The 25198-nt window shown below is 44.6% G+C and carries 21 protein-coding genes; 12 read left to right on the forward strand and 9 right to left on the reverse strand.

Features of this window, described 5'->3' with window-relative positions; all coding sequences use genetic code 11:
* Positions 1–83: 83 nt before the first annotated feature.
* The 3 genes from H3S82_RS07005 to H3S82_RS11290 all read left to right on the forward strand — a co-directional run bounded on the left by H3S82_RS07005 (position 84) and on the right by H3S82_RS11290 (position 4377).
* Positions 84–2201 (forward strand): TonB-dependent receptor, encoded by a 2118-nt coding sequence (locus H3S82_RS07005; RefSeq protein ID WP_198232056.1) that lies wholly within the window; start codon positions 84–86, stop codon positions 2199–2201.
* 440 nt (positions 2202–2641) lie between these two features.
* The gene (locus H3S82_RS07010; RefSeq protein ID WP_198232055.1) at positions 2642–3259 is read left to right on the forward strand and encodes a TetR/AcrR family transcriptional regulator; all 618 of its coding nucleotides are present in this window, start codon (positions 2642–2644) and stop codon (positions 3257–3259) included.
* A 992-nt stretch (positions 3260–4251) separates the two neighbouring features.
* On the forward strand, positions 4252–4377 hold the full coding sequence (locus tag H3S82_RS11290) for a hypothetical protein (RefSeq protein ID WP_255519327.1): 126 nt from the start codon (positions 4252–4254) through the stop codon (positions 4375–4377).
* 97 nt (positions 4378–4474) lie between these two features.
* Here H3S82_RS11290 and hpaR read toward each other — a convergent pair whose 3' ends face one another.
* The 8 genes from hpaR to H3S82_RS07050 all read right to left on the reverse strand — a co-directional run bounded on the left by hpaR (position 4475) and on the right by H3S82_RS07050 (position 14005).
* Positions 4475–4963, reverse strand: a complete 489-nt coding sequence (hpaR, locus tag H3S82_RS07015) for a homoprotocatechuate degradation operon regulator HpaR (RefSeq protein ID WP_198232054.1) — start codon at positions 4961–4963, stop codon at positions 4475–4477.
* A gap of 414 nt (positions 4964–5377) precedes the next feature.
* Positions 5378–6535, reverse strand: coding sequence for an alpha-hydroxy acid oxidase (locus H3S82_RS07020; protein WP_198232053.1), 1158 nt, complete (start codon positions 6533–6535; stop codon positions 5378–5380).
* A gap of 40 nt (positions 6536–6575) precedes the next feature.
* Positions 6576–7433 (reverse strand): IclR family transcriptional regulator, encoded by an 858-nt coding sequence (locus H3S82_RS07025; protein WP_198232052.1) that lies wholly within the window; start codon positions 7431–7433, stop codon positions 6576–6578.
* A gap of 78 nt (positions 7434–7511) precedes the next feature.
* Positions 7512–8420, reverse strand: a complete 909-nt coding sequence (gene dapA / locus H3S82_RS07030) for a 4-hydroxy-tetrahydrodipicolinate synthase (RefSeq protein ID WP_198232051.1) — start codon at positions 8418–8420, stop codon at positions 7512–7514.
* A gap of 36 nt (positions 8421–8456) precedes the next feature.
* On the reverse strand, positions 8457–10214 hold the full coding sequence (locus tag H3S82_RS07035) for an ABC transporter permease subunit (protein WP_198232050.1): 1758 nt from the start codon (positions 10212–10214) through the stop codon (positions 8457–8459).
* Positions 10215–10227: 13 nt separating this feature from the next.
* Positions 10228–11313: an ABC transporter ATP-binding protein gene (locus tag H3S82_RS07040; RefSeq protein WP_198232049.1), complete on the reverse strand. Its 1086-nt coding sequence runs from the start codon at positions 11311–11313 to the stop codon at positions 10228–10230.
* Positions 11314–11448: 135 nt separating this feature from the next.
* Positions 11449–12528, reverse strand: a complete 1080-nt coding sequence (locus H3S82_RS07045; protein WP_246785247.1) for an ABC transporter substrate-binding protein — start codon at positions 12526–12528, stop codon at positions 11449–11451.
* A gap of 40 nt (positions 12529–12568) precedes the next feature.
* Positions 12569–14005 (reverse strand): FAD-binding oxidoreductase, encoded by a 1437-nt coding sequence (locus tag H3S82_RS07050; protein ID WP_198232048.1) that lies wholly within the window; start codon positions 14003–14005, stop codon positions 12569–12571.
* 601 nt (positions 14006–14606) lie between these two features.
* On the opposite strand from H3S82_RS07050, the gene H3S82_RS11295 reads away from it, so the two are divergent.
* From H3S82_RS11295 to queF, 8 genes are all read left to right on the forward strand, one after another.
* Positions 14607–14804, forward strand: coding sequence for a Mu-like prophage major head subunit gpT family protein (locus tag H3S82_RS11295; RefSeq protein WP_369459120.1), 198 nt, complete (start codon positions 14607–14609; stop codon positions 14802–14804).
* 76 nt (positions 14805–14880) lie between these two features.
* On the forward strand, positions 14881–15474 hold the full coding sequence (locus H3S82_RS07060; protein WP_198232046.1) for a Mu-like prophage major head subunit gpT family protein: 594 nt from the start codon (positions 14881–14883) through the stop codon (positions 15472–15474).
* 684 nt (positions 15475–16158) lie between these two features.
* On the forward strand, positions 16159–16878 hold the full coding sequence (gene lexA / locus H3S82_RS07065; protein ID WP_077971517.1) for a transcriptional repressor LexA: 720 nt from the start codon (positions 16159–16161) through the stop codon (positions 16876–16878).
* Between the two features lie 401 nt (positions 16879–17279).
* Positions 17280–18593, forward strand: coding sequence for a 30S ribosomal protein S12 methylthiotransferase RimO (rimO, locus tag H3S82_RS07070; protein ID WP_198232045.1), 1314 nt, complete (start codon positions 17280–17282; stop codon positions 18591–18593).
* 113 nt (positions 18594–18706) lie between these two features.
* Positions 18707–19447: an arginyltransferase gene (locus tag H3S82_RS07075; RefSeq protein ID WP_078039522.1), complete on the forward strand. Its 741-nt coding sequence runs from the start codon at positions 18707–18709 to the stop codon at positions 19445–19447.
* Between the two features lie 30 nt (positions 19448–19477).
* On the forward strand, positions 19478–20101 hold the full coding sequence (locus H3S82_RS07080; RefSeq protein WP_198232044.1) for a YrbL family protein: 624 nt from the start codon (positions 19478–19480) through the stop codon (positions 20099–20101).
* A gap of 83 nt (positions 20102–20184) precedes the next feature.
* On the forward strand, positions 20185–20889 hold the full coding sequence (gene queC / locus H3S82_RS07085; RefSeq protein ID WP_198232043.1) for a 7-cyano-7-deazaguanine synthase QueC: 705 nt from the start codon (positions 20185–20187) through the stop codon (positions 20887–20889).
* Between the two features lie 38 nt (positions 20890–20927).
* Complete coding sequence (gene queF, locus H3S82_RS07090; protein ID WP_078039525.1) at positions 20928–21398, forward strand: preQ(1) synthase; 471 nt, start codon at positions 20928–20930, stop codon at positions 21396–21398.
* A 92-nt stretch (positions 21399–21490) separates the two neighbouring features.
* On the opposite strand, the gene parC is transcribed toward queF, so the two are convergent.
* Positions 21491–23740: a DNA topoisomerase IV subunit A gene (parC, locus tag H3S82_RS07095; protein WP_198237126.1), complete on the reverse strand. Its 2250-nt coding sequence runs from the start codon at positions 23738–23740 to the stop codon at positions 21491–21493.
* A gap of 241 nt (positions 23741–23981) precedes the next feature.
* Here parC and H3S82_RS07100 point away from each other — a divergent pair, with 241 nt between their 5' ends.
* Positions 23982–25160: a hypothetical protein gene (locus H3S82_RS07100; protein WP_198232042.1), complete on the forward strand. Its 1179-nt coding sequence runs from the start codon at positions 23982–23984 to the stop codon at positions 25158–25160.
* Positions 25161–25198 lie beyond the last annotated feature (38 nt).

Genomic DNA, 25198 nt, shown 5'->3' on the forward strand with positions numbered 1-25198 from the left:
CTATATAAAATAATTATTGACTTAATTTATATCATGAGTAATAAACTCATATTTTCTTCGTTTTCCCTAAAAGGTTTCATCTGATGTCAAAAACGTTATCGAAAAACCGGTTTTTCCTATCGTCAGCCCATTATCGGATCATTTGTGGTCTGATTGTATTATCTTCTGCAGTTCCTTCTGCTTTTGCCGAGGAAAAAGAGGATCAGAAACAAACAACGTCTAATAATACTGTATTGGAAAAAGTCGTCATTAGCGGTGAAAAATCTTTGCGATCGCTTCAACACACCGCAAGTTCGGTGACGGTGCTCAGCGGTGACCGTATCGCGGAACGGCCTGCTGTGACAACGCTGACCGATCTTCTCAAAGGAACGCCGAACGTTCTTTATACAAATGACAGTGATGCGCCGATTATCCGTGGCGTTGATACTAAAGGTCCGTTGGTAAAAGGTAATGCCTATTTGGCTAACCCAATTCCCCGTGCGACAATCAGCGTCGATGGACGTTATCTGAGTGCGGGCGAATTCGGTATTGGCGCTGCACCGATTTGGGATGTCGAATCTGTTGAAGTATTCCGCGGTCCGCAGACCACAACCCAAGGGGCAAACGCGATCGCCGGTGCGATTGTTATCAAGACAAAAGATCCTACTTTTACGCCAGAGGCAGAAATACAAACTCTCTATGGCACCAGACAACAAAAACGCGGCTCTCTTATGGCTTCGGGGCCTATAACACCAGAACTCGCTGGTCGTATCGCACTTGATTATAGCGGGCGCGATACGTTTATCAAATATACAAATCCCCAGTTTCTGGATTCGGATATGGATAACGACCCGCGTAATGTCAACGGCCGTGTAAAACTGCTTTGGCAACCGTCAGAAATACCCGGATTGGAAGGCAAGCTTACCTATTCACACATGGATTCACGGCGGCCTGCTTTCGAAATTGCCTCACACCCTTATGACCAACTTCACGATACACGTAATAGTACAGACAATATCCAGACCAAAACCGATGCCGGTATTTTTGACATGAAATACGATCTGGGAAACACGGTTATTCTGTTTAACGAGTTAGAATATTCAAACGGCACTTATGATTATAACTTCGGTCGTTCGTTTAACGGTACCGCTTCAAAAGACTACGATAATGTTTCGAACGAATTTCGCGTCAATTTTGGCGACGAAACAACGACTTTAAGTGGTCTTGGCGGCGTGTTTTATTCAAAAAGCAATTCGGACAACCATATGTTGCACGACTTTGCATCAACCGATTTTACCGTCGATCAGGACAGTGTCGGTGTTTTCAGCGAACTGACATATCGTTTTGCTGAAAAATGGGCGTTGACCGGAGGTTTGCGTTATCAATATGACGGTATCCGGCACGACGGTGTTGCAAGCTATGTTCCGGGTGTTCGCCACATTTATGATGAAAGTTTTGATGCGGTACTTCCGAAAATTTCACTCTCTTACGATATTCGCGACGATATAACTGTTGGTGTTATGGCTTCTCGCGGTTATTTGCCGGGCGGAACCGGACTTAATTTTTCCGGTAAGCGGTATTATGATTTTGATGCTGAAAAAGCGTGGAACTATGAAATTTTCTCGCGTATCACCGTGCTTGACAGCAAACTCTCTATTACTCCGAATATTTTCTACACCCGCTACACAGATTCCCAACGTTCTGTCACCGATTACATGAACGGCAAACAATTCGGTTCAATCATCGTCAATGCCGATGAAGCAAAAACTTACGGTGCGGAATTGGGAGCCGATTATCAATTGCTTGACAATCTTCTGTTGCGCGGAGGCCTCGGGCTTCTCCATACCGATACAAGTGAATTCGGTGACACACGCGGCAATGTGTTTGATGGTAAGAAATTTGCAAAAGCACCGGGTTACATGTTCAATGTCGGTGCTGATTGGGATATCATCGAAAACCTTCGTTTGAGTGGCGATGTGCGCTACACAGATGACTACTATTCAACAGATGATAATGATCCGGCTTTACGCGTGGGATCCTATGCAATTGCCAATATGCAGCTATCATATAAACCGAATGATCATATGGAAATATTTGGCTATGCAAAAAATCTGTTTGATGAACGTGTTCCGACAGAAAAAAATCGCGATCGTATAGCTGGTATTCAAGCTTATATTACCGAACCACGTGAATTCGGTGTTGGTTTGAAAATGAAATTTTAATGGTCGTTATTACATATTGACTGGTCAAATCACGAGAAAGCCATATAGCGTTCTATATGGCTTTTTCGTTAGCCATTTATCGAGCGAGATATTTGTTTCATAAAAAAATACAGGAAACATAAAACGCACCACTTGTTCTTTTGATTGTTTGGATTGACTGAAATGTTTGAGCCGCCTGTCTAATTAAGTAGGCTAATCCACTGTTTCGGGTTAATAAAACCATTAAAACAGGAATGATGCAGACACATAGTGGGTGTAGATTCATCGGGCAGTTTCACCCCGATAAATTGTCACTCATTAAAACTTGCTCGCGTCACATAATAAGCAGATTTTAAAGACAAAAAGTTGTTAGGCTCGGAAGCCATCTGATTGTTCTATTCAATTGTTCGTGATATATTTTTTCAAATTTCTTTCTTAAAACTCGAACAAAATTGGCTCTAATGACTGAACCGCCCAAAAAACTTTCACGGGGAAGACCGCCTACAATCAACAAAGATAGAATACTGGAAGCCGCTATTGAAATTGGGCTACCCAAAATTACATTTGTTGGCGTTGCTGAAAAATTAGGTGTGAGCCATATGGCTCTCTATAATCACGTTAACGGGTTGGAGGCTTTAAAAACTCTTGCTGCAGAAACCATTTTCTTGAAGTGGAAATTACCTCAAATAACGTCAAACGTTAGTTTGCATGATTATCTTGTAACACTTGCTTCTTCATTGTGGAAACTCGTCGAAACTCACCAAGGTATAACGCCTTATCTGCTTCGCCGCGATATGATTACTCCCGCAATCGAACAGCGCATTTTTATACATCAACAGAAACTCGCTGAAACCTACCATCTTTCGTTCATTCAGTCGCATTGGCTCGCTTTTACCATTTGTTATCATACACTTTCGGTAGCCGATAGCGTTTTGCCGGATAATACAGATGAGGAAGATTTAACCCGTTATCAATCAAGCCTCGGCATTTTGGGTATAGATGATGAATATGCCATTGGCATTCGTGCACTTATATTGGGTAGCCTTTCTATTCTTGATGAAATTTCCGAACGAAAATAAATGGATGTAAGATATTTGAGGGGTATCAAAAATCTCTATTCCATTGATGCGATAACGTTCATCGATTCTATATTTGGTTAAAAGTCCGCGGTATGTGAATATTGATGCAAAACTAAAAAAAGAGAAATTGAAACTTAGCTCATCGGCAGTAAACATTCCTTCAAATCTTGAGGTAAGTAGCCGACAAAATCGACATTGATATCAAGGCACCTCGCTTCGATTCAACATGTGTTCCTTGAAATTCTGGATTTTTATTTTGCCGCTGGGTTGAACAAGTTTCACTCACCTCGCAATCGGTTTTTGAAATCAATTCTTGATATTTATTAAACTATTTAACGTATTAAATATTATAGTAACCAATAGATCGGTTGTGCTAGTAAATTTTATCGTGCCACATATGATTGTTGAATATTCAGCGAATTTTGAAAATCGCATTGATATTGATGTGTTGTGTGACTCGCTATGGTGAGTTCTTAAATCGAACCCGATATTCACTTTAGGCGGTATAAGGGTTAGTGTTTAACAGACAGAAATTTATCGCATAGCCGATTGTGCGCTTTTATATCGCTGACGCTAGGCATCGGAGCAGGGCACACAAAGCAACAAATCATTAATGCCGGTAACAAAATTTTCTAGTTGCAAGCAAATTTTGCGCCGAGCTTTTTAGCGAACCAAATTTCACGCTTTCATTCGAGATTAACAAAATCAATAAAAACGCTTCCCGAAAGAAAATTCCATCCGTTCACGTTTGAAAAATAATGCATAGCAAGGGTAGAGGACAGATGGCAAAAATACACTGAGAGAGCGGATTGAAAAGGCGAATAAAGATTTTGAACGGTTTCGTCGTGATGGAGTACTTAACCAAGTCAATGACCATTCGGTAGCCGCAGATGATGGAAGAACGGCTTTCAATGTGATTTCACAGGTTGATCTTGAAATTATTGCGAAAGCAGCTCACTGTTCTCTTGTTTCCTTTGGTGAAGGTTCTATGCATGACACGTCTATGGATGTTAGGCGTATTAGGTGGAGAAACCTACAAAGGGACAGCGGAGTTTGTTACCGAACTCTTTGCTATTTCCGGAACAGGGCAGGTAAATGCCGTTATGTCGCTTGACTAATAGAAGTTGAAGAACCAGTCAGATACGAGAAAGAGGATAACTACCGACTGGATTAACGATATTTCCTTGTCGGAAAACAAAACTCAAAATCGGTAAGCTACTTTTCTTCGGGCTGGCCAGCGTTTTCTTCCAATATTTTATGGATAATGGTACCAGCCAGTTTAGCTTTTTCTATAAATTCACCAAGCAATTTATGCAATTCTGACAAATTCTCTCGGCAGAAAGCCCGACTTATTTCGTTATATATCACTTCGGAACCAACCCCGACTTCCCCGATGAGGTCGGAACCGGTTTTGCTTATCATTACCATTGAACGTCGTCCGTCTTCTGGGCTAGTCCACCTTTTTATCAGTTTCCTGTCTTCAAGATCACGTAAAATGCGTGTGAGCGAAGGACCCAGAATGACAGTAGAGTCAGCCAAGTCGGTGGTAGAAATTTCATCGACTGCCGTTAAGGTTCGCAACACGCGCCACTGCTGTTCTGTTAGATTGAAATTCCTCAAATGCGGCCGGAGATACTCCATAATCGCTTCACGTGCTGAAAGGAGCGCCATAGGAGTCGATCTCTGGAATGATCGAAGTGTCATTTTCGTAATCTCGATGTTGGATTGCACGCATATAAATTGCGAACAATAAAATTGCAAATTGTTAGATCGGTCAGAAGGAGCTCTTGTTCTGTTGTCACTGCGCCGTAATCACTATGCACCGGGAGTTCGTTCTCTTATTCGTCCTTTTATTGCATAAGATATATTATGGAACTTTTTTATATCGGGCACGAGAGACGGGGACGCTGGTCGTTGATCAAATCAGCAATAAAAATGTCCAGAAAATAATAAAGCTCCTCATTATTGATAACCAACCCGACATAAATACCATGCCGATGTTTTGGTATGTTGAACTGGCACTTTCTCCGGTTTTGTGAAAACAAAGGTCTCAACCGCTATAAATACGCCAAAATAGTTAGGACTCTTATTCTAAGTTGTAGCCAAAATTTATCGAGCCTAGCGACTGACAAAACGTGTAACATTTTTCAAGTCATTTATTGAAACCCGGCCGAGCATCGTCATAGCTTTTTGCAATTCCATTGCCAAAATGGCGATCATCGCATCAGCTCCCTGTTCATCTGCGGCAGCCAATCCCCAAAGTGGTGCTCTACCAATAAAAACAGCCTTGGCGCCGTAAGACAGCAGTTTCAATACGTCACTGCCGCGACGCACGCCGCTGTCGACGAAAACCGCTAGGCGATTGTTTAGAGCTTCAACGATTTGGCCCAGCACATCCAAAGGTGTGACAGCAATATCCAAATTTCTCCCACCATGCGCGGAAACCACAATGCCGTCTGCGCCGATTGCCCGTGCTTTTTGGGCATCGTTGACACTTAAGATCCCTTTTACAATGATCTCGCCGCGCCATTTTTTACGCAGCTCTGCTACATCATTCCAATTCAACAAATTTTCGAGCTGCAAATCTTGTGATTGCACCGACGATGTAACGTTATGGCGGAAGTCTTGCGGGTAATGCCCGTAAGATGGCATTCCGCCAGAACGCAGATATGGCAATAAAACGCGAAAAAACCAGCGAGGATGGGTTGCAACATCCAAACCGGCCCGTATGGAAGGCCGGAATGGTATTGAAAAACCGTTTTTCAAATTGTATTCACGATTAGGCGAGACCGGTGTATCAGCCGTAATCACCAGCGTTGTCACGCCGCTTGCCCAAACACGATCCAATAATTGATCGGTCAATGCGCGGTTTTTCCAGACATAGAGCTGAAACCATAAATCCGCATCAGGCACCCCTGCCCTGATATGCTCCACTGGTGTGACCGATTGGGTAGAAATCGTAAATGGTATCCTGGCTCGCTCTGCAGCGCGCGCTAGTTTCACTTCCCCGTCAAATGACACAAGTCCTGCCAATGCTGTAGGCGCTATCACCAAAGGGAGTGCGTGAGTTTTCTCGGCAAACATAAAATCGGTTTGAACTGTTTCCAATCCGCTTAGAACTTCAGGAACGAAGCGCACACTATCGAGCGACTGGCGTAATTCTGTCAGAGCGATTTCATCTTCTGTTCCACGGTCAATATATTCAAAAAGAAGACGGGGAAGTTTCTTTCGCGCATAGGCTCGAAAATCATAAAAATTATGGAGCTTTGTCTCCATGTTCCTCCCCCCCCTTCATGCTTCTCCCCCTTCTCTTTAGCTATGATTTTCTATTCAAGCTTGTCTGCGGCGCGTAGGAATTAAACTTGGAAAATGAAATGGATGTAGCCGCCACTTGTACATACGGCGCCAGCTCTTCTTCTGCCCGCTCGACTGTCCAGCGTGTGGTTGGCACAGCAATGTTCAAGCCCGCGACTGCTACTCCGTGCTCATCCGTAATGGCGGCTGCAATGGAAATATCGCCCATAACCGTTTCATTAGTCACGATGGCGTAGCCTCGTTCGGCTGCCTGTTGCACGCGGTCGCGGATTTTTCGTGGATCGGTGACCGAAAACGGCGTCAGCGCCTCAAGTCTGGTCTGCGCCAACACGATATCGAGATCCTCTGAAGGACGGCGCGAGAGGATCGCTGTGCCGGTTGCTGTAAAGACGGCAGGCAATCGGCTGCCAATAGTAATATCGACATTGACCAGATGCTGCCCGGGGAAACGTGCGACAAATACTACGTCGGCGCCGTCCAATTCCTGTAGATTTGTCGTTTCTCCAATATCACGACTGATGGCCAAAAGATAAGGCGCAGCTTTGTCGATCAATTCGTTCGAGCGCAAATAATCATAAGAAAATTGCAGTATTTTGGGCGAAAGCGCATAATTACGCGTTTGATGCACCCGGCGCAGATAACCCAAGGTTTCCAAAGTGTAGACGATGCGTTGGGCTGCACTCCTATCCAATCCTGCACGCTTTGCAATGTCGGATAAAGGCAAATGGCGCTGCGGCCCGTCAAAGGCATGCAGCACCCTGAATGTTTTTTCCGTAGACCCGATAAAAAGTGAAGAACCTTTCGGATCCTTCTCCTTTTTTTTCGTTTGCTTGTTTACATCTGCCGAGGATCTGCCCATTATGCCACTTCCACTGCCAATAACGTTGTTGCGCTTATAAAGACACGCACGCCAATATGCAAAATCTTGCGAACGACATTATTTTCCAGAATATTCGAAACGTTCAAGCAATTCACCATAAACCGCACGTAAAGAAGCGCGTAATGTCTCGGCTGGCTGTTCCAATGGCATAAGAACATGGGGAGCGTTTACGCCAACCATATCCATTACCGCTTTCATAGGCCCCGGATTTGTTTCGGCAAATGCCAAATTCATCATCGGAATCAATGCCTGGTGAATCTTCAAAGCTTCATCAAGCCGCCCTTGTGAACACAGGTCGAACACTCTGCGCCATGCTTTGGGCAACATGGTTGCTGTCACCACAATGCCGCCGACAGCACCTGCTACCATATGAAGAGGAAACAACGTATCTTCACCGCTTAAAACCGCAAAATCCGACCCTACGCCTGCCATGATACGAAGGAAATGATACATATCCGTGTTACATGCCTTCATACCAATAATATTTTCATGTCTCGATAGCTCATGCAAAACGTCCGGACTGATTGCAACACGTGTTCGATAGGGAATTTCGTAGATCAATACAGGAACAGGCGATGCATCGGCGTAACGCATGAAATAGTCACGGAGACCATTTTGTGTAGGGTTTGTATAATAGGGTGTAAGAACGAGCAGAGCATCCGCTCCGGCGCTTGCCAGTTCCTTTCCTGATGCACAAGCGTCATAGAAACCGGTATCAAGAACGCCGGCAATAACGGGCACCTTTTTATCTATTGCCTGCGCGGTCAAACCAACAAAGCGCACACGCTCCATCCTTGACAAAGCCCCATATTCACCTGTTCCGCCAAGCGTCAGGATACCATCTATGCCCTGTTTTGACAGCCATGAAAACATTGCGTTTGAGGCTTCAACATCCACGACATTGTCCGTGGTCACAGGTGTGGGAACGGCGGGGATGATGCCTTTAAGGCTTTTTGCGTTCAACATGATAATCAATAACCTTTCAAAAATGTATACGCTTGTTCAACGCTTTATGCTGCGTTGACGAAATTTGTCGGCAACAAAGATCAGAATAGCGATAAAGATCAAAATCCCGCTTGAAACAGCAGCAATAACAGGCGAAACGGATAGGGTGACTTCGTCCCAGAACTGTTTTGGCAAAGTTGTTGTCACGCCGCCCGTCGAAAACAGAGCAATCGTCAATTCATCGAACGAGGTTGCAAAAGCAAATAGAAAAGATGAGAACATGCCGGCGCCCAAAATCGGGAATGTTATGTCTTTCAAGACCTTCCAAGGGCGCGCGCCCAAGCTTTGCGCTGCCAGATCCAACCGCACATCATAGTTGCGCAGAACCGCCATCATCGTCATCACCACATAGGGGACCGCAACAACGGTATGTCCAAGGATAAGACCGAAAATTGTGCCGACCAACCCCAATTGGGCAAAGACATAGAACAAGCCGACAGCAACAATGATACGCGGAACGATGACAGGAGAAAGAATGAAAGCCAGCATAAAAGCTTTCCCCCGCATCTGTGAACGCACCATTAGAAATGCTGCCGGTACGCCAATCAGCATTGACAGGATTCCCGTTCCCGATGCGATCACCAATGAACGCCATATCGCTTGCATCCAAACGGGTGAATTCCACACAGCTTCATACCATCGCAACGTAAAACCATTTGGCGGCCATGAAAGGTTGGCGGTGCTGAAGGATAAAGGGATCATCAAAAACGCTGGTAGACTGATCACAACAAGCAATAGCCAGACAAAAAGACGTGTACCGAAGGCTGCCTGTTGTTTCTCGCTTTGACGACGGGGAAAGAGCGACAAGACACGGTCGCAGAGGTCGCCGATCAAAGATAGCAAGCCATTACCAAAGCGGCGTAGCCATGAATCGCGCTGGGCGCTATTGGCAGAATTATCACCAGTCAAGCTTTCAAAACCGAATATACGATCGTAAACGATGAAGATGATAATAACGACCAAGAGTAGAAAAACGGAAACCGCACCTGCGAGCCCCCAGTTCAGGGTTTGTTGTATCTGGTCGATAATCAATTGGGTAATCATCGTTTCACGGCGTCCGCCCAGAAGCGCAGGCACGATGAAGAAACCGATAGAGGTGACAAAAACCATAATGCTTGCGGCAGCTACGCCAGGCATGGACAAGGGGAAATAGACTGTCCAGAAGGCTTTTGCCGGTCGAGCACCCAAAGTGCCTGCGGCTTTTGGCAAGTTACGATCAATATTTTCCATGACTGACAGCATGGTCATCACAGCCAATGGCAACATGGCATGGACCATACCGATCAAGACAGAATTCAGCCCGTAAAGAAGGTTGAGGGGTTGGTTGATCAGGCCTGACGACATCAAAGTGCTATTGATCACACCGTTACGTCCCAATATGACAACCCATGCAAAGGCCCGCACCAGAAAACTTGTCCAAAAAGCAAGCAAAACCCAGAATATCAACCGCCCCTTCGACTTTTCACTTGCCGTCGATATGACATAAGCTACGGGATAACCGAGCAGTACCGCAAAAAACGTCGTCAAAAACGAGATTTTCAACGTCAGCCACATAACATTAAGATAAAGCGAGGAAGCAAAGAGTTGTTTATAGGGAAGAACAGACCAGCCATCCTTGCCCCAGACACTAAGGAACAGAAGCTGCGCCACCGGATAAACCAGAAAAGCTGCCAAAAGGAGTATAATGGGAGCGCCCAAAAGTATGGGTTTGCACCAACGCGATGATGGTTTTGAGGATGCAGATGAATGCGTCATTCTTTCCCCTCCATCAAGCCGGTATGACAACGGCATCACGACCGCGCCACGAAAGGTTGAGCACATCGCCAGCATTGTAATGCGCGTCGTCGTTGCGTGTCGGGAATGATGCTACAAGTTGCCCCTGCCCCTCCTCTATTGGATTGAAATATATCTTCGTCAAACTTCCGGTCACCATAACATCGTTGACACAGGCTTTTATCGTATCAGCGCCCGCTTCGTCGGAAATAACGATATTTTGCGGTCGTATCATGATCCGGACATTTTGCTGATTTGCCACATCGACATTATTGCGCATGGCTTTGATTGTAGCGCCCGACCTGAGAACCCTCAGTGTAATCTCTTCGTCACTGCCGGAACTGACATCAGCCGAAATAATGTTGGATTCACCCAGAAACTCGGCAACAAATAAAGAACGCGGGCGAAAATATAAATCGGCCGGTGAGCCAAGCTGCGCTATCTGTCCGGTATTCATGAGACAGATACGATCAGACATTGTCATCGCTTCTTCCTGATCATGGGTGACGTAGATAATTGTGGTTCCCAGATCGCGATGCAATTGCTTGATCTCGATCTGCATATGTTCCCGAAGATTTTTGTCCAACGCACCGAGCGGCTCATCCATCAGGATGATTGATGGACGATAGACCATGCAACGCGCCAGAGCGATACGCTGTTGTTGACCGCCCGATAGCTCTCTGGGGTAGCGTTTGGCCACATGTGGCAGCCGCACCATATCCAACGCTTCCTGCGCCATTCGCAATGCTTCATTGCTTGCGACCTTGCGCATGCGTAGCGGAAAAGCAATGTTTTCTAAAATTGTCATATGTGGGAAAAGCGCATAATTTTGAAACACAACACCAAAATCACGTTCATGTGGCGGACGATAGGTCATATCGCGTTCTCCCACCACCACAAATCCCGCATCTGGACGGGTCAAGCCGGATATAAGATTAAGCAATGTGGTTTTACCTGATCCCGACGGCCCCAAAAGCGTAAGAAACTCACCCGCTGGTACAAACAGGTCGGTTGGTGCCAGCGCGACAAACTCGCCATAGCGTTTTTCAAGTTGTTTGACTGTCAAACTGAATGAAGACATGCCGTGTTCCTCTTATTGTTTTTTGCGAGATTTTCATTCGAGCGGGTATAGCAGAGGGCATAAGCCACGCATGATAGAAGTGGCCTAAATCGATCTCATATATGTCGGGGAAAGGTTACCCTCTCCCCGACATTATCAGCCCAAAAGCCATTGGTTATATTGCTCGATTACCTTGGCTTGATTATCGCGCCAATAAGCCGCGTTAATCTGCAACCCCTTTTCGCTATTGGCCGGGAAGCTCGGCGAATTCTTTGCAATTTCAGGTTTGATGAAATTGAATGCGTCAACCTGCGCAATACCAGCGGGAAAGAATTTCATCAATCCTGCATTACGTTCGGCATCGGAGGCAAAAATGATAAATTCGCGGCACAGATCTGCATTGGGTGTTCCCTCCAATATGGCCCAATTGTCCACGCCCCAGATATTTTGATCCCAAACGACACCGATATCTGTACCGGCAGCTATGGCCGAGTGGGCACGCGAAACCCAGGTCGGCACCATATCGACTTCACCAGATTGCAACATTTGTTCCACTTGGGCGCCGCTTGTCCAGAAAACATCGATATCTCGTTTGATCTGGTCCAGCTTCTTGAATGCTCTGTCGATATCGCAGGGATAAATATCCGCGCTGGCCACGCCATCGGCGAAAAGTGCTTCCTCAATGGTATCAAAAGGATGGCGGCGCAATGCACGACGACCTTCAAATTTATCCTTATCAAAAAAGTCCTTCCAGGCAGAAGGTACGGTTTTACCTTTAAACGCTTCGTTCCGATAGGCCAGAACGGTTGCATAAATATTATTTCCAACGCCCCATTCACTCATATATTTTTGCGGGATTGTAGCAATCGTCGGATTGCTTTCCAAATTATGCTTTTGTAGATATTTTTTGTCTCCGCTTGTCAGCATCAAGATTGTCGGCTGGGAAATCTTTGCCATATCCCAAGTGTAACTTCCCGCCTCAACCATTGAACGAATTTGGGCAGCAGGTTCGGCATTGGCAGGAACGCTGATAACCTCGATACCGGTTTTTTCTGTAAAAGGACGATAAAACACCGCGCTATAAGCAAGGTTATAGATGCCGCCATCATCGCGGATCGTTATCCGCTTTTTACCCTGTGCCTGCGATGGGCTCCATATCGCAGGCACAGCCAAGGTCCCCATCGTCAAAGCTGCGGTTTTCAATAATTTTCTTCGTGAAATTTTGTTCTTCATCATGCTCTCCTCTTCATGGTCAGATTTTATTATAATTTAGGCCTCAACCTTGATCTGCAGGCAATAATTTGCTGGGGTTGAGCAAATTCTTCTTGTCAAAAACCGACTTTATTGTGTGCATCAACCTCAGCTCTACCAGTGACTTGTAATGCGCCATTTCGGGCAATGAAACACGTCCGATGCCATGTTCGGCACTGAACGTCCCATGGAGGTGCATCGCCGCATCATCCACAGCACGACGCAGCCGAACAGCCAGAGCATCTCTATCCGCGCAATCCTTCCAATATTCGAATGATAAAAGTGGAATAAAATGGATATTGCCGTCGCCGAGATGACCGACAACAATGATGGGCAAATCGGCAATAATTGCGTGAACATTTTTCGTCGCTTGGCGGATAAAGTCGGGGATAGCCGAAAGTGGCACCGCACAGTCGGTTGTTAATCCAATACCAGCCTTTTTATTGGCTTCGGATACGCTATGCCGCACTTCCCAAAAGGTTAAACGCTGCGTTTCGTTTTGCGCGATAACGGCATCCTCTATCAAACCCGCTTCAAACGCTTTTTCAAGTACGTTTTGCAACGCTGCATCCAGTTCTTGCGGGGCGCCATTATCGGATAATTCAAGCAGGAGTTGCCATTCGAAGGCAGTCTCTAAAGGCGCACGCCTATCATGCACATGCTCTACCACCAGATCAACCTGCAATTGGTTGAGAAGTTCAAAAGCAGTTAGCTGCGAGCCGCATTTTTCCTGCACGAGTGGCAAGAGCTGCAATGCTGCATCAAGCGATGTCAACCCGACCCATGCCATAGCATGATTTTTTAATAGTGGATGCAGCTTTAAAACAGCAGCGGTGATTATTCCCAACGTACCCTCCGAACCGATGAATAGCTGTTTAAGATCATAGCCGGTATTGTTTTTACGCAGCCGATTAAGCCCGCTCCATATGCTGCCATCGGCAAGCACAACTTCCAACCCCAGAACGTTTTCACGTGTATTGCCGTAGCGTAGAACGGATGTCCCACCGGCATTTGTAGCTATCGTACCGCCAATCTGGCACGAACCTTCCGCACCCAAACTGACAGGATAGAAGCGGTCGTGTATCAGCGCAGCGTCATGGATGTTAGATAGAATGCATCCGGCATCGACATCCATCGTGTTGGTCACAATGTCGATATGTCGGATGCTGTTCATACGGTCAAGATTGAGGATGACGGGTAGTCTTCCTTGCGCATCAGGAACCGCACCGCCACATAGACTGGTATTGCCGCCCTGCGGGATAACCGGAATATCATTCTCGAAACAATAGCGCATCGCTTTGGAAACGGCCTGCGTCGTATCAGGTCGCAATAGGCACAATGCTTCCCCGCGGTAACGGCCGCGCCAATCTTCGGTTGCCGATTGTAGTTCGATTTCGTCTGTTGATACAGTTTTCTCGCCCAATAGCTGAACGAGCGCCCCAATATGCTCTTTGTTCCCCATTTTAATCTCATTACGATTGGATTAACTTTAATAAGAATAGAATAATCGAAATGAATATTAATGCAAATGAATCTTGCATTTATCTTGCAGAAAAATCATGGATTAAGGCACAGTCCAATTTAAAATATGCGCATTGCCTTTTTTTGTTATACCTCGAATACATTTTCGGCGTCGCAAGATTTAAACTTGATATATGTCAGAACGTGGTACGCATTTCCAATGCTCATGTGATTTCGGACCAATGTAACAAGGTGAAAACTGCCAAAAAGTTATACCTTTGCAGCGCATTTCATTTACGAGCGTCAAAACTTCTGCAACAGCGGTTGCATCACCGCTATCCGGACGGTCTTTTTAAAGGCTTTAAACCGACTTCAACAAGGGGTTCAAGCGCGCAACAAGTTTTCATGTAACCGTGTCGATGGTTATTCCCTTGACAATAGCAGAAAAACTATGGCCGGCTCGCTTTTTTCCCTCTATTTGTTAAAGGATTTGCGATCGTATAACGCATGATCTGACAAGAACCAGCTATCAGATCAAAAAACCTGAACTTTGAATTAACGTTTTGTGCTCCCTGTGAGAAGATTGAAGACAATCAAAAGGTATCTTCAGACCAATCATGGAAAAGATTAGAAGAGATGCTGCGTTACATCCCGATGACTTGGTATTCAGTCTTTTAGGCAAAGGTTTAGAAACCCGTTGCTTCAATGGACAGTACTTATTGGGTAGTGATCATTCAGTTCTTGTCGATAACAAACCGGTGACCGTTTCCAATCAGCAAGCAGGAACGGCAACTACATAGTATTTACCTGATTGCAATCAATCATTGAAACTGCTCATATTCCGGAACTAGATGCCGTTCAGCTTCGCGACATTGGATGATAAACGCGATCATAATATATTTTTCCGTGACCAATAATATCTTTGACGGGCGTGGTCGTTCCAATGCCGCACTTGGGCTTTGGCAACGGGCTTGCACTTCGAAAACTGACTTGAACAAGGAAAATTATAAAGCTCCTGATAAATCCATGACGAACCTGGAAAGCGATAGCTGCGAGCCATTAATTATCACAACCAAACATCTCGTTATTCCAACCTCTCATGAAGCCAATGGCCGCCGTTTGCTCAATGCGCTTTTACCTGAAAGCCGAACCAATGAAATAGGCTGGAATCGTTACCGTCCTACCTTTAAGACGAAGGGCCTTGCAATGAACGATCCGACAGAAGAATTGACCAAACTTTTGGATGAAGACATGTTTCTTGCATTTGTCGAGCATTATGATGATTGCCGTCTTTCTATTCCAAAGGTCAAATCAAGCGGTAATCGAATCCAATCGGCAATGATGCAGATGGAAAACTGGTGCGGGATGTCGGGAACACGACAATTCGTGTTCCGCTGGCACGAAACCAACAAATCAAGTAGTATCGTCGTCATGGTTATACAGTGGCAGCTATCGCGAAAAAGCTGGTGATGACTGAAAGACTCATTGAACAGGCGTTTAGTCGTGCCAAAAAAGATGGGTGTTTGTTATCCGGAACATATGGAAACACCACGAGGGCAGAAACAAGGGTGACTGTTCCTGCCGTTTATCTGGGCATTCATATTGTAAAGAAAAGGTTTGTGCACAATGTCGGGAAATGCAATAAATTTGGAAAATATGTCTAGCGCTGCGACACCGTGACAAGCACAAAAGATGAATAAGAAGAGTTATTAAAAACGTCGAAAAACGTGGAAAAAATCATAAAAATACCATTCCCGCGTGTCGTAAATAATTCACTTGTCTGTAGAAATAAAGAATTCGCATAACTTTATCTTTAAACATTATGAAACTATGACCGAGCCAGCTATTATACTACAAGTTAAAGAGAAATGCGGTTCTAATGTTACCTCAATATCTGCTATGTAGAGGTTTATTCAAGCCATTCGGGAAAATGCGCATCCTTGTTAAATTCATTAGATAAATCCTGATATAAGTACATTCCGAACGATATTTAAAAACGCCGCTTATTCCCTGAATTAAAAATACAATACGATTTAATGTTTATTGGTACCTTATCGTACGTGAAAAATGTTTAAATGCTTGTAGAACATTAATAGAACATATAGTGTATGTTCTGGTTTTGTTTCTCATTGATTCGTGTTATTGGAGAGTTTTATGTTAACCCGCAAGCAGTATGAATTGCTTCTGTTTATTCATAACCGCCTAAAAGAAACCGGTATTCCCCCTTCATATGACGAGATGAAAGAAGCATTGGATCTAGCATCGAAGTCGGGCATTCATCGGTTGATTACAGCTTTGGAAGAACGTGGCTTCATTCGTCGCCTCCCCAACCGCGCACGTGCTTTGGAAGTTCTGAAACTGCCCGAATCCATGGTACCTCCTATAAATACTGTGCGTAAATTTTCTCCAAATGTCATAGAAGGCACGAAGAACAAACCCTTTAAAAATATCATTGCGAAAGAGCTCAATGACGGCGAAAGCGGTCCGGCAGCCAACGTAAATGTTCCGGTTATGGGGCGTATTGCTGCAGGAGTTCCTATCTCGGCCATTCAAAACCAGACCAACATGCTTTCATTGCCTCCGGATATGGTTGGGAGCGGTGAACATTACGCTCTTGAAGTTAAAGGGGATTCCATGATCAATGCCGGAATTTTTGATGGCGATACGGTGATAATCAAACGTGGAAACACCGCAAATCCGGGAGAAATTATTGTTGCCCTCGTTGACGACGAGGAAGCAACGTTGAAACGTTATAGAAGAAAAGGCGCCTCAATTGCTCTTGAAGCAGCCAATCCTGCTTATGAAACAAGAATATTCGGTCCGGATCGTATCAAAATTCAAGGGAAATTGGTCGGGTTGATAAGACGCTACTGACGGGTTAATAAGGTGCTATCGATTTGCATAAAAATTCAGCTCATGAACGACGCCATCTAGCACACACTGCTTAATATTGATGATTGTCGGAAGTTTTATATCAAGGATTGTCAAAGCGGTTTAAAATGACCGGTTTTTGACAGCGATGTTTCGCATAGGGATGACGTTTCATTCAGGAATTATGACAAATTGGCCGATCAAACAAAAAAGCTTGAAATTTAATACCAATTTATGCGGCTTTGTGGCAGTCCGGTGATGTCGTGATGTCCAATAACAAGGACTGATTGTTTTTGACCGTGATGTTTATAGTGTTTTCAGCGTTAGGGGCTTGCCTTTTTGGTAAAAGAGATTAGGCCACCACAAAACGTATTTTGGAATTTCGGATACTTGCAGGAAATAATATGTCAGCTCCACGTGTCAGTTTTGTATCTTTGGGGTGCCCTAAAGCACTGGTAGATTCTGAACGCATCATAACAAAATTACGGTCTGAAGGTTACGAGATCGCTCCCAAACATGACGGGGCCGATCTTGTAATTGTCAATACATGCGCCTTTATCGATTCTGCACGTAATGAATCGCTCGCCAATATTGGTGAAGCTTTGAACAAAAATGGTAAGGTCATAGTGACCGGTTGTCTCGGTGCAGAACCTGAGGTAGTGACCAAAACTTATCCGAATGTCTTGGCAATAACCGGACCACAAGCTTATGAAAGCGTAATGGAAGCGGTCCATAAGGTTGCTCCACCCGTTCATGATCCTTTTGTTGATCTTGTTCCACCGCAAGGCGTTCGTTTGACACCGCGTCATTATGCTTATTTAAAAATATCCGAAGGCTGTTCCAATCATTGTAGCTTCTGTATTATTCCCCAATTGCGAGGAAAGCTCGTTTCGCGACCAGCGTCAAACGTTTTACGAGAAGCAGAAAGACTGGTACAAGCTGGCGTAAAGGAATTACTGGTCATTTCGCAGGATACGAGTGCTTACGGGCAAGATTTGAAATATAGCGAAAGTGTCTGGAAAGACCATTCGGTGCGGGCCCGTTTCTATGATCTAGCCAAAGAACTTGGAGAGCTGGGTGTCTGGATCCGTATGCACTATGTATACCCCTACCCCCATGTTGATGACGTCATTGAACTTATGGCCGAGGGCAAGATACTGCCATATCTCGATATTCCTTTCCAGCATGCTTCTCCTACAGTTCTTCGTAATATGAAGCGCCCGGCACATCTTGAAAAAATTAATAAACGCATTGAAAAATGGCGTTCTATCTGTCCGGATATTGCTTTGCGGTCAACATTCATTGTTGGTTTTCCGGGCGAAACGGAAGAAGATTTTCAATTGCTTCTGGACTGGATGAGCGAGGTAAAAATAGATCGTGCCGGCTGCTTCAAATATGAGGCTGTAGAAGGTGCAGCGGCTAACGACCTAGGATTGGAAATTATTCCTGAGGAAATTAAGGAAAGTCGGTGGAAACGTTTTATGGCACATCAAAAAACAATTTCCGCACAACTTCTGAAGAAAAAAATCGGTAAACGGTTACAGGTGCTTGTCGACGAAAGTGATGGACATAAAGGCATCGGGCGTACAAAATATGATGCTCCTGAAGTGGATGGCGTTGTACATTTGACATCTCGTCGTCCAATCCGGACCGGAGAATTGGTAACGGTAAAAATCGAACAGTCTGATGATTATGACCTTTATGGAATGATTGTCTAGAAATTACGCTAGAGTTGTTATTTGACAAGCTCTTTTGTTTTGATGAATGATAGAGGCAAGCTTTATAGTTTTCAGTATAAAAAGTTGTGTGGTGTTTTCGTAATGCGATAATTATGACAACCAGTGATAAAGACGAACCACAGTTTTTTTTGACAGCTCCGGCGCCCTGCCCGTATTTGGCCGAACGTTTGGAGAGAAAAGTATTTACCTATCTTGTTGGCCCGTATTCGATAGAAAAAAATACTGTCTTGACGCAAAGCGGGTTTCGGCGATCGCAAAATATTGCTTATCGGCCCGTTTGTGATGGCTGTAATGCATGCGTGTCTGTTCGTATTGTTGTGAAAGATTTCATCCAAGACAAAACGATGAAACGAATTATCAAGAAGAACCGTGAACTGGTTGGTCAGGTCTGTCCTCCCAAGGCAACGGCCGAGCAATATCTGCTTTTCAAACATTATCTTGAAATACGCCATGACGATGGTGGAATGAGTAAGATGACATTTCAGGACTATCAAATGATGGTCGAAGACACGGAAGTCGAAACATCGCTTATTGAATATAGGCGGAAGCCGTCTAACGGAGAAGATGACAAGGCCGGACTACTAGCCGGTGCATTGACCGATAAAGTAGAAGACGGATTATCAATGGTCTATTCATTTTTTTCACCGGAGGAAAAACGGTCTTCTCTTGGCGTGTTTATGATTCTGGATCACATTGAACGGGCAAAACGACTTGGTCTTCCTTATGTCTATCTTGGCTATTGGGTTAAGGGGGCGAGAAAAATGAACTATAAATCGCATTATCACCCCCAGGAACATTTGACATCTCGCGGCTGGAAGTTAACAAAAGAGTAGGGAAAAAGTTAGTCCTGCGAGGAACTCCATATGCTGAACGAGATGATTGAACTGAAGGGGCGTGAACCGAAATTCAAGGGGAATGCACGCCTGGTCTTCATTCATCCCGACAACCCCGATTTGCTGGTGAAGGTTTTGCGGCCGGAATGGATAGCGAAAACAAAGCAAGTACCGGAATGGAAAAAGCGGTTCAAGCCTTTGGGCGCTAATTCTGTCAACATGCATGAATTGTTTGAAATTGTGCGCATCAATCCCCATGCGGAAAGCATTCAGCCTCACATGTTTACAGTCGTCGCACTCCAGCAAACCGATCTCGGTTGGGGATTGGTTGTTAAAGCGGAAAAGGACAAGAACAACGACTACGCTAAACCGGTTGCGGCTTTCGCTAAAGATGTTAGCAAGATCCGCACTGCTTTAGATGAATTCGAGAATTGGGTGAAACAAACCAATGTCGTTTTATATGACCTTAACCCCTGGAATTTGGTTCTGGCTTATCGCAACGGCAAGGAAGAAGTTGTTATAATAGACGGTATATCTGAAAAATCCGCTTTGAAGGTTAGAACCTACTTTCCTTCGGTCAATACAAAGAAAAATCTTAAAGTTTATGCGCGGTTTGAACATTTTATGGAACGAATAAAAAACGGAAAAAACTGACGGGCTTTACAGTTCTCGGAGCCTTTGGTAGCAAGGGTATATACCGGTCGCAGCCCACCCGGTTTTTTAAAACAAGGGACAAAATGAAAACCTATCTTATCTGTTCAGGCGGACTGGATTCCGTCACACTTGCCTATCGCCTTGCCCATGAACAAAGCCTCAAAGGCGTAATCTCCTTCGACTATGGCCAGCGGCATAAGAAAGAGCTCATTTTCGCTCAAAAATGTGCTTCACGGCTTGGAGCCGACTATTATCCGATTGATATATCGGCAATTGGAAAAAATCTATCCGGATCGTCACTGACAGATGATATTGCCGTTCCTGATGGTTATTACGCCGAGGAAAACATGAAATCGACTGTTGTTCCCAATCGAAATGCTGTCTTCCTCTCGATAGCATTCGCTATTGCAGCGGCAAAACACGGAGATAGCGTCGCGATTGCCGTACACGGTGGAGACCATTTTATTTACGCCGATTGTCGTGCAGATTTTATCGATGCGTTCAATAAAATGGAACAATTGTCCTTGGAAGGACAGTGTCGATTACTAACCCCTTATGTTGATGAGGATAAATCGGCAATTGTAAAAGATGGTGTGAAATATAACGTTCCTTTTGCCGATACCTGGTCGTGCTATAAAGGAGGCGAACACCATTGCGGCCGTTGCGGGACTTGTGTTGAACGGCGGGAGGCCTTTGCCTTGGCAGGGGTAGATGATCCAACAATATATGAGGACAATTCATTCTGGATTGAAGCAGTCAATCGCAACAAAGCGAAAAAGCTTCGTTAATATCGCTTACAAATTAACTTTGCCTCAAGGACAATTCAATGGCATCCGATCATTCTATTTACGAGAATCTAAAGCAATTAGGAAAAAAGACACCTTTTCCGGAATCTCCTGAAAAAGCGGTACTGGAGCGTGTTCCCAATCCTCAGGCCGATGTAAAATACTGTGTCCGCTTTACAGCACCTGAATTTACATCACTTTGCCCTATCACAAGCCAACCGGATTTTGCTTATCTGATGATTGATTATGTGCCCCATGAATGGCTGGTCGAGAGCAAGTCGCTAAAACTTTATTTGGGGTCTTTTCGTAATCATGGCGCTTTTCATGAAGATTGTACGGTCACGATAGCACGTCGCCTCGTAGAACTTTTGTCACCCCATTGGTTGCGCATCGGAGGGTATTGGTATCCTCGTGGTGGCATACCGATTGATGTCTTCTGGCAAACAGGAAAAACGCCTGAGGACGTTTGGATTCCCGAGCAGAACGTTTCCAATTATCGTGGTCGTGGTTGATAAATAACTTAAAAAAAACGTTCTAGAAGACAGAAAAAGAACATTTTTCCGTCTTCACTTAATGAATAAGAAGGTTTGGGACTATTCTGGAGCTAACCGGAAAATTTTCCGGATCTCGGGAAGCCCTTCGGTACCATCCGCCCTGCTCCGGCGCGCGTTCCTTGCCATTCTATCAAATCTGCTGCACTACGGCTAAAGGTCCGATCGGCAGTATCATGCCATGTGAGACCATCTTCCAGTTTGAAGGTAACGGCATCACTCACTCCGCCATCTTTATAGCGTTGCAAGCGCACTCCCTTGCCGCGTGTCATTTCCGATATCTGTTCAAGAGGAAAGATAAGCATTTTTCTGTTCTCTCCAACGATCGCGAGATGATCACCGTCAACGGGCAGGCATAATTTTGCCTCGTCAGGCAATTTTACATTCATGACCTGCTTACCCTTCCGAGTCGTACCAATGACATCATTTTCAGAAACGATAAAACCGTTCGCATGATAAGAAATAAGCAGAAGTTTTCGATCGGGCACGTGAACAAATGCCGTCAAGATATCTTCGTCATTATCCATATCGACTAGGATGCGGATAGGTTCACCATGCCCCCGCCCACCTGGCAGTAAATTGGCAGCAATGGTGAAAAATTTCCCGCCGGTGCTCATGACAATAATTTTATCGGTTGTCATCGCATGAAATGCGATTTTCAACCTGTCATCTTCTTTGAAGGTAAGGGTGGAATAATCTGAAAGATGTCCCTTTAGTGCTCTTAGCCAGCCCTTCTCGGAAATAACAATCGTTACCGGCTCTTTTTCGATCATTGCCTGTTCTATGTCTTTAATATCATGATCGGGAGCATCTTCGAATGTGGTGCGTCTTTTACCCAAAGCTGTATCAGGACCGAAGATCTTTTTAACTTTTGCAATTTCACCAGCTATTGCTTTCCATTGTTTTGTATTGGATTGCAAGAGAGCATCAAGGTCGCTTTCTTCGGCTTTCAAAGCATCAAATTCTTTGCGAATTTCCATTTCTTCAAGCCGACGTAACGAGCGTAATCTCATATTCAGGATTGCTTCTGCCTGATTTTCAGTTAGCGAGAAGCTCGTCATCAATTTTTTCTTGGGCTCGTCTTCTTCGCGAATAATCCGGATAACCTCATCCAGATTGAGATAAGCAATGAGATAGCCTTCCAAAATTTCGAGACGCCGCTTAATTTCGTCAAGACGAAATCTGGACCGACGAACGAGAACATCTTTCCGATGGTCAAGCCACTGTTGTAGTGCCTGCCCCAAAGAAAGGACATTCGGTATTTTTCCGAGAGTTAGAACGTTCAGATTAAGCGGCACACGCACTTCGAAATCTGTCAGCTTGAAAATGGATTCCATCAATAATTCCGGATCGACCGTTCTCGTTTTCGGCTCCAGAACAATGCGGATATCTTTTGTTGATTCATCGCGTATATCGTCAAGCATTGGCAAGCGACGGGCAAGCAACAATTCTGCCGTCTTTTCGATAAGCCGCGATTTTTGCACCTGATAGGGAATTTCTGTAACAACTATTGAATAAGCGCCACGGCTTCCCTCTTCCTTGTGCCAACGTGCACGCAAACGAAAAACACCACGTCCGGTTTTATAAGATTCACGGATGCTTTCTTGAGGCTCGACGAGAATCCCTCCGGTTGGAAAATCGGGACCCTTTACAAATTTGACAAGATCGTCATTCGTCGCATCGGGATGTGCAATCAGATATGTCGCGGCATCGCAAAGCTCGGCAACGTTATGGGGTGGAATGGACGTTGCCATTCCGACGGCTATACCTGAAGAACCATTCGCCAGCAGATTTGGGAAAGCAGATGGCAATACGACTGGTTCCTCATCCTCTTCATTATAAGTGGGACGAAAATCAACCGCATTTTCGTTTATACCATCAAGAAGCAATGTCGCGACCGCTGTCATACGTGCTTCTGTGTAACGCATCGCGGCCGCATTATCGCCATCAATATTTCCGAAATTACCCTGCCCGTCTACAAGCGGATAGCGCACCGCAAAATCCTGTGCCAAGCGCACAAGCGCGTCATAAATTGACGAATCGCCATGTGGGTGGAACTTGCCCATAACATCGCCGACAATGCGTGCGCATTTTGCATAAGCCTGATCGGGATTGAGCTTCAACAGGCGCATTGCGTGGAGGATACGACGATGAACAGGTTTTAACCCGTCACGTACGTCGGGAAGAGCGCGATCCATAATTGTCGACAGTGCATAAGCCAAATAGCGCTCTTGCAAAGCAGAGCGCAGTTCTATGGGTTCAATATGATCTTTTTCGGATAATCGAATCACTTTACTTGACATAGTTGTTGAATAGCAATTTGGTGAATCCACCGCAAGCCGTGGACTTGTTTTCGTTTTTACTTAAGTATGATAACGATTACTAACTGATCGGTAAAAGCCAAACCGAATGACTGAATAAAAAAGGTGTCTTCTGATGAGACGATTTCAAAGTGCATTAACACGATCGACATTAGCTCTTTTAACAATGACGACAGTTCCGATATCGGCTTGGGCCGTCGATCCGAATGCTTTCACTTCCCGTTTGCAAGAAAGCACAAAACAATCAGACTTTTCGATTTCTTCAACGAAGTCTGAAGCAGACGGCAATGATATTGTTTTGCGCGATGTAACAATAAAGGTTCAGGGAGTACGTAATATCGGAGAACAAACTGACCAATCTTCTCCTTCGGACAAACAATCAAAAGAGCCGGACGAAAATGTGAGCCCCACTGCTGCCATAGTTTTTGATAAAATTGACAGCTTGCGTTTTAAAAATGTAACAGAGGATCAGGACGGAAATTATTACGCAGAAAATGTTTCGATCCCTGCGCTCAAAGGCACGATCTCCGAGGTTACATTCAATCTAAAAGATATTTCTATTGATAAAATCAGGCTTGCATCGGAAAAAAACAAAGATCCTTTATTTTTATATTTCCCGTATGAAAGCTTGGCTATCGGGCAGATTTACTCGTCCTATCAAGATCAGATATTTCTGAATGTCGAAGCTCTCAAGGCAATATATCTTTGGCAACCCGACAGAAAACGTATGGATCTCGTTCACAGCGTAAAATCGTTAAGTTACGAGCCTGATAAGATCTACAAACCTGTTGAGTATAAATGGATAAAAGACCTTGGATATGACAAACTATCCGGTTCTTTAAATTTTCATGCAAATTGGGATAGCGATAACGGTAAATTTGTTGCCGACCATAACGAGATTACGATCGATAACGCCGGGAAATTGGAATTCAGTATAAATCTGGATGGAATTACAGAAGATTTAATCAATAACGTCTATAAAATACAAAATGCAAAACAGCAAAAGACTTCAAATCAGACAGACGATGATAACGCTAAAACGTTGATTCTTTTGGGAATTGTACAACAACTAAAAATTGGTAATATAAACCTACGTTATGAAGATAATTCACTCGTTAACCGGGTACTTGATTACTGCGCAAAACAGAACACCGTAACGCGTGATGATTTTATAAAACAAATTCTGGAAAGTTGGTCGCTGATCGGTGCTAAAGTTGATGATCCCGAATTTATAAAATCTACGTCGGAACAAATAGAAAATTTTCTTTATAATCCAAAATCCCTTTCCGTTAGTGCTACACCGGAAGCAGCAGTTCCATTACCGATTGCCTATATGGCCGCGGTTACCTCGGGTGCAAAATTTATAGATTTGTTCAAAATTAAAGTAGACGCTAATAAATAATAAATCGCCTTAGGCGAAAAATTCGCAGCATATCCAAG

Origin of the sequence: Bartonella sp. M0192, assembly GCF_016102305.1 — a bacterium.
GTDB classification, from domain to species: Bacteria; Pseudomonadota; Alphaproteobacteria; order Rhizobiales; family Rhizobiaceae; genus Bartonella; species Bartonella apihabitans.

Bases quoted from the DNA above. Each gene is read 5' to 3' on its own strand.
- H3S82_RS07005 (WP_198232056.1), top strand. From the start codon at position 84: ATGTCAAAAACGTTATCGAAAAACCGGTTTTTCCTATCGTCAGCCCAT.
- H3S82_RS07010 (WP_198232055.1), top strand. From the start codon at position 2,642: ATGACTGAACCGCCCAAAAAACTTTCACGGGGAAGACCGCCTACAATC.
- H3S82_RS11290 (WP_255519327.1), top strand. From the start codon at position 4,252: ATGACACGTCTATGGATGTTAGGCGTATTAGGTGGAGAAACCTACAAA.
- hpaR (WP_198232054.1), bottom strand. From the start codon at position 4,963: ATGACACTTCGATCATTCCAGAGATCGACTCCTATGGCGCTCCTTTCA.
- H3S82_RS07020 (WP_198232053.1), bottom strand. From the start codon at position 6,535: ATGGAGACAAAGCTCCATAATTTTTATGATTTTCGAGCCTATGCGCGA.
- H3S82_RS07025 (WP_198232052.1), bottom strand. From the start codon at position 7,433: ATGGGCAGATCCTCGGCAGATGTAAACAAGCAAACGAAAAAAAAGGAG.
- dapA (WP_198232051.1), bottom strand. From the start codon at position 8,420: ATGTTGAACGCAAAAAGCCTTAAAGGCATCATCCCCGCCGTTCCCACA.
- H3S82_RS07035 (WP_198232050.1), bottom strand. From the start codon at position 10,214: ATGACGCATTCATCTGCATCCTCAAAACCATCATCGCGTTGGTGCAAA.
- H3S82_RS07040 (WP_198232049.1), bottom strand. From the start codon at position 11,313: ATGTCTTCATTCAGTTTGACAGTCAAACAACTTGAAAAACGCTATGGC.
- H3S82_RS07045 (WP_246785247.1), bottom strand. From the start codon at position 12,528: ATGATGAAGAACAAAATTTCACGAAGAAAATTATTGAAAACCGCAGCT.
- H3S82_RS07050 (WP_198232048.1), bottom strand. From the start codon at position 14,005: ATGGGGAACAAAGAGCATATTGGGGCGCTCGTTCAGCTATTGGGCGAG.
- H3S82_RS07060 (WP_198232046.1), top strand. From the start codon at position 14,881: ATGATAAACGCGATCATAATATATTTTTCCGTGACCAATAATATCTTT.
- lexA (WP_077971517.1), top strand. From the start codon at position 16,159: ATGTTAACCCGCAAGCAGTATGAATTGCTTCTGTTTATTCATAACCGC.
- rimO (WP_198232045.1), top strand. From the start codon at position 17,280: ATGTCAGCTCCACGTGTCAGTTTTGTATCTTTGGGGTGCCCTAAAGCA.
- H3S82_RS07075 (WP_078039522.1), top strand. From the start codon at position 18,707: ATGACAACCAGTGATAAAGACGAACCACAGTTTTTTTTGACAGCTCCG.
- H3S82_RS07080 (WP_198232044.1), top strand. From the start codon at position 19,478: ATGCTGAACGAGATGATTGAACTGAAGGGGCGTGAACCGAAATTCAAG.
- queC (WP_198232043.1), top strand. From the start codon at position 20,185: ATGAAAACCTATCTTATCTGTTCAGGCGGACTGGATTCCGTCACACTT.
- queF (WP_078039525.1), top strand. From the start codon at position 20,928: ATGGCATCCGATCATTCTATTTACGAGAATCTAAAGCAATTAGGAAAA.
- parC (WP_198237126.1), bottom strand. From the start codon at position 23,740: ATGTCAAGTAAAGTGATTCGATTATCCGAAAAAGATCATATTGAACCC.